The following is a 5,435-nucleotide window of genomic DNA, read 5'->3' as shown; positions in this document are numbered from 1 at the left end:
CACCATCCGATTGGAACTGTTCAACCCCAACCATACCGGCACGGGTATCTTCGACGAGGTTACCGTAAACGTGGTCGCGGGCATTACCTGTAACGATACGGACTTCCCTTCGCTATGGGAAGAACACCAAATCGATGGTGAATTGCCTTATAGGGCCCTTTATATCTTCCCCGATCATGATATTGATGGTGACGGTCTTAAAGACATTGTCACAGGAGGATGGTGGTACCGCAATCCTGGTACTGCTTCCGGCACTTGGGACCGATTTGATATCGGAGGTACTTTCGCGAATGTCGCACATGTGTATGATTTTGATGGTGACGGTGATATGGACCTCTTCGGTACCGAAGGGGCATATATCGGTGTTGATTTGGTCTGGGCACAAAATGATGGCTCGGGTAACTTTACCGTCTATACCGACATCCCAGCCGGAACGGCCGTAGGGGGCGAGGAATTTATCGCCGGTCTTGCCGGTGGGGTTTACGAAGAGAACGGCCCTTATCAAATGGCCATAACCTGGAACCGCGGTGAGGGTGGCAATTCGGAGGTTCAGATGGTGACGGTACCTGCCGACCCGGTGAACGGCACCTGGACGGTGGAGAACATCCATCCGACCTCATTGGGAGAAGGGCTGAGCAACGGCGATATCGACGGCGACGGCGACCTAGACCTGTTCCAAGCAGGAAACTGGTTGCGCAACGACAGTGGTAGCTGGACCTTGTTTTCAACGGGTATTACCTTCCCGACGACCTTCGATCGCAACCGTTTATCGGACATCGACCGCGACGGTGACCTAGACGGGGTAGTGGGCCAGATCGGGGGCAGCCAAGAACTGGCATGGTTCGAGGCCCCGGCAGACCCGACACAACCATGGACGAAGAACGTGATAGAGGCAGATATCGATGCCGTATTGAGTATGGACGTGGTCGATTTCGACTTCGATGGAGACGATGATGTGATCGTGGGCGAGTGGCGCAACCAATACAAACTCTTCGCTTTCGAGAACGATCTATGTGACAGTGGCACTTGGATCAAGCACGAACTGGATGCCGGTGGCGGCACGATCGACCATCACGATGGGGCACAAGTGGCCGATATCGACAACGACGGCGATTTGGACGTAGTCTCGCAAGGCTGGCGCAGCGTGGTGCCGAGGGTCTATGAAAATGGCACCTTCTCACCGAGCAATAGGATTCCGATTGCCGATGCAGGAAATGATATCACGATGACTTTACCTAGCAATAGCGCCGTACTCAATGGAAATGGTACCGACCCTGATGGGGGTGCTATCGTGAGCTATGCCTGGACTCAGGAAAGTGGCCCGAGTGTGGCTACTTTAGGAGGTGCCGATACAGCGACCTTGAACGCTAGTGATTTGGTCATGGGTTCTTATGTCTTCCGTTTGACCATTACTGATGACGAGGGTGATACTGATTTTGATGAGGCTACAGTGACCGTATTGCCTGATCTACCGATTCTTAGGATCAATTCCGGAGGTCCGGATTTCACCTTTAATGGCCAAGCTTGGAGCGCTGATGATTACTTTAGTGGAGGAGGTACTTTTACCCGTGTAACCTCAATTGGTAATACCGATAATGACGAACTCTATCAAACCGAGCGTTTCGCTAATTCGGGCACGATGACCTATGAAATTCCGGTTTCAGTGGGCAATTACAACATCAACCTCCATTTCGCCGAACTTTTCTTCGGTCTCCCGGGCGGGGGATCTTCAGGAGGTATCGGTTCGCGAACCTTTGATGTTGATATTGAAAACGGTCAGGCGCAGTTAGAGGATTACGACATATTCGCCACTGCTGGTGGCCCTGCAATTGCCGTCGTGGAAAGTTTTAACGGAATCGTAGTCAACGACGGTTTCTTGACCGTTACCCTTACTTCAGTTATCGATAACGCCAAGATCTCAGGGATTGAGATATTGGGTACTGGTATTCCGGTGGCCAATGCAGGTCCTGACATTGCATTGACCCTTCCGGCCAGTAGCACGTTAATCGACGGTTCGGCAAATGATCCGGATGGTGGTTCCATTGTCAGTTATGCCTGGACCCAAGAAAGTGGTCCTGCGGCAGCTACCTTGTCTGGCGAGATGACGGAAGACCTTTCGGTGAGTGACCTTATACCTGGTACCTACGTGTTCCGTTTGACCGTGACCGATGACGAAGCAGAGACCGGTTTTGACGAAGTGACCGTAACTGTTGCGGAGCAGCCTGATGTAATTCGTATCAATTCAGGGGGTCCTGACTTCACTTTTAGCGGAAATGAATGGATTGCCGATAATTTCTTTTCAGGTGGCATGGAGTTCTCCCGTGTCACGGAAATCGCCAATACCGACAACGACCAACTGTATCAAACGGAGCGGTTTGCGAATTCCGGTTCCTTTACTTACGAAATCCAGGTCAACAACGGAAGTTATGATTTGAACCTTCATTTTGCAGAACTTTTCTTTGGGTTACCGGGAGCAGGTTCCGGAGGTGGAATAGGATCAAGGATTTTCGACGTTGATATCGAAAATGGACAGGCCCAATTAGACGATTTCGACATTTTCGCCACCGCTGGTGGGGCTGCCATAGCCGTTGTGGAAAACTTCAGCAACATTATCGTAAGTGATGGTTTCCTTTCCATAACCTTTAGTTCGGTCGTGGATAATGCCAAAATCTCAGGTCTGGAAATTTTTGATAATTCCGCCGCCTCTCAGATACCTGTTGCCAATGCTGGCCTTGATCAAAACATTTTTTTACCGACCGATACGTCGACAATGAATGGGTCAGGTAATGATCCGGACGGTGGGGCTATCGTTTCCTATGCTTGGACACAGGAAAGCGGACCCAATACGGCAACCCTTTCAGGTGAAAATACACAAAGTTTGACTGCTAGTGACCTCGTTGAAGGGAGCTATACCTTCCGATTGACCGTCACTGATGACGAGGCCGAAACCGGTTTTGACGATGTGGTCATTAACGTTATCAGTCAACCACAGTTCTTTAGGATTAATGCTGGTGGACCGACTTTCAATTTTGGAGGTGACGATTGGTTTGCCGATGAGTTCTTTATTGGCGGGGATGATTTTGAACGTTTGACATCCATCGGAAACACAACGAATGATGAACTATACCAGACGGAACGTTTTGCTGACAGTGGGTCATTCAGTTACGAAATCCCGGTTGTGAATGGTAATTACGACATCAACTTGCATTTTGCTGAACTGTTCTTTGGTCTTCCCGGTGCGGGATCCGGAGGCGGTGTTGGTTCTCGTGTCTTCAGTGTGGATATTGAAAACGGTCAAGGGCAGCTTGAGAATTACGATATCTTCCAAACAGCTGGTGGGGCCGCCTTAGCGGTGGTTGAAGGATTTACTGGAATTCAGGTCACCGATGGTTCCCTTACGATCACCTTTACTTCGGTGGTCGATAACGCCAAGGTTTCCGGTTTGGAGGTGATTTTTACGGAAGTACCGGTCGTCGAGGCAGGAACGGATGTTGAAATTACATTGCCAACGGATCAGGTCGTCCTCAATGGGGATGCCCAAGATCCAGATGGCGGAAGTATCGTTTCCTTGCTGTGGACGCAACAGAGCGGTCCGGAAACGGCTACCCTTTCCGGTGAGACCACGTTGATTTTGACCGCTGATGATTTAGTTGCAGGAACGTATGTTTTCCGTTTGACGGCAGAAGATGATGAAGGGGATACGGCCTTTGATGAAGTTACCGTTACCGTGTTCCCGGAGAACATGGCTCCGGTAGCCGTGATCGAAGCTGATCCATTGACAGGAGACGCCCCACTTGAGGTAGCGTTTACGGGCAGTGGTTCTACTGATGACGTCGGAATCGTTTCCTATGCATGGGATTTCGATGATGGAGGAAGTTCGACCGATGCCGATCCGACCTATACCTTTACGACGGCAGGTACCTATGACGTGGTATTGACCGTAACAGATGGAGGTGGATTGACCGATAGCGAAACGGTGACCATCGAGGTAACCGTTCCGAACCAGGCACCTGATGCCGTGGCCTCGGCTGATCCTTTGACCGGTGATGCCCCACTTGAGGTGGCATTTACGGGAAGCGCTTCAACGGATGATGTAGGCATCGTTTCCTACGCTTGGGATTTTGCCGATGGTGGAACCGCAACGGAAGCTGATCCGACCTATACCTTTAATACACCCGGTACCTATCAGGTTGAATTGACTGTAACCGACGGTGGGGGACTCACGGATACCGCGAACGTAACGATCGTGGTCGGCCAGGGCAACGAGGCTCCTATGGCCATAATCACGGCAGATCCCTTGACCGGGACGGTGCCTTTGGAAGTGAACTTCACAGGAAGCGGATCTACCGATGATGTAGCCGTCGTCTCCTATGCTTGGGATTTTGGTGACGGGGGAAGTTCGACCGATGCTGATCCGACTTACACCTTTACCGCAGTGGGTAGTTATACCGTCACATTGACCGTTATCGATGGAGGTGGATTGAGCGATTCGGAGACCGTGACCATTGAGGTGGTCGCTGTGCCGAATGAAGCTCCTGTCGCTATTGCCACCGCGGACCCGATATCAGGGGAAGCACCTTTGGAAGTCGCTTTCACCGGAAGTGGGTCAACTGATGACGTGGCCGTGGTTTCCTATGCTTGGGATTTCGGTGATGGTGGAAGTTCGATCGATGCCGATCCAACCTATACCTTTACCACACCTGGTACTTTCGATGTTGAATTGACGGTAACCGACGGAGGTGGACTAAGTGATACGACCACTGTAACGATTGAGGTCGAAGACAACACGCCAACTTCTTCAGGTGATATGGTCGATGCGGTTATCGTACCGAATCCGGCAACGGCGGTCGCCAACGTCCAAATTTTGGAAATCCCTGAAGATAGGGTGTTGGTCAAATTGTATTTGCATGATTCGACCGGAAGGGTTTTGGGTAGCTATGCACCTTCTGATGTATTTGTGGAAGGAAGGTATGAAGTGCCTATCGAGACCCTTAGGGATGGATTGTATTTCGTCGTTCTCGAGTTTAGCAGGGGAGATGATATGCCAATTCGATTCTTGATCAAGAACTAAGGAAAAGTATATTCTTACAAAAGGGGGAAGGCTTCGGTCTTCCCCCTTTTTTTTATGGAATGAATCTTATCGAATATTTATGCCCTTAATCGAATATGACCTGGTATTGACAACTAACTTAGGATTAGCGGATACATTTGAAAACCCCCCGAGTTTATTGGTTTAGTTGTTTCATTTACAGTATTGGATTTTCATGAGGACGAGAAGCGTAAATCCCATCCAAATAATGGAATTATTTGGTTTGTCGGTGGCAATGGAACCCGCCGGTCGAATCAAGGGAAGAAAACTCCAAGGTTTTTTTTATAGATTACTAAGACGGGTATGGCCGCTATTGGTTTTTTTTACTAGCCATAGCGTACTATCT

1 protein-coding gene is annotated in these 5,435 nt (G+C 49.9%); it reads left to right on the top strand.

Features of this window, described 5'->3' with window-relative positions:
• Positions 1-10 precede the first annotated feature (10 nt).
• On the top strand, positions 11-5,071 hold the full coding sequence (locus tag ABV409_RS16630) for a PKD domain-containing protein (protein WP_353878758.1): 5,061 nt from the start codon (positions 11-13) through the stop codon (positions 5,069-5,071).
• The last annotated feature ends 364 nt before the right edge of the window (positions 5,072-5,435 follow it).

This window comes from Flagellimonas algarum, assembly GCF_040513375.1.
GTDB classification, from domain to species: Bacteria; Bacteroidota; Bacteroidia; order Flavobacteriales; family Flavobacteriaceae; genus Flagellimonas_B; species Flagellimonas_B algarum.
This window is presented reverse-complemented; position numbering and strand designations above follow the sequence as displayed.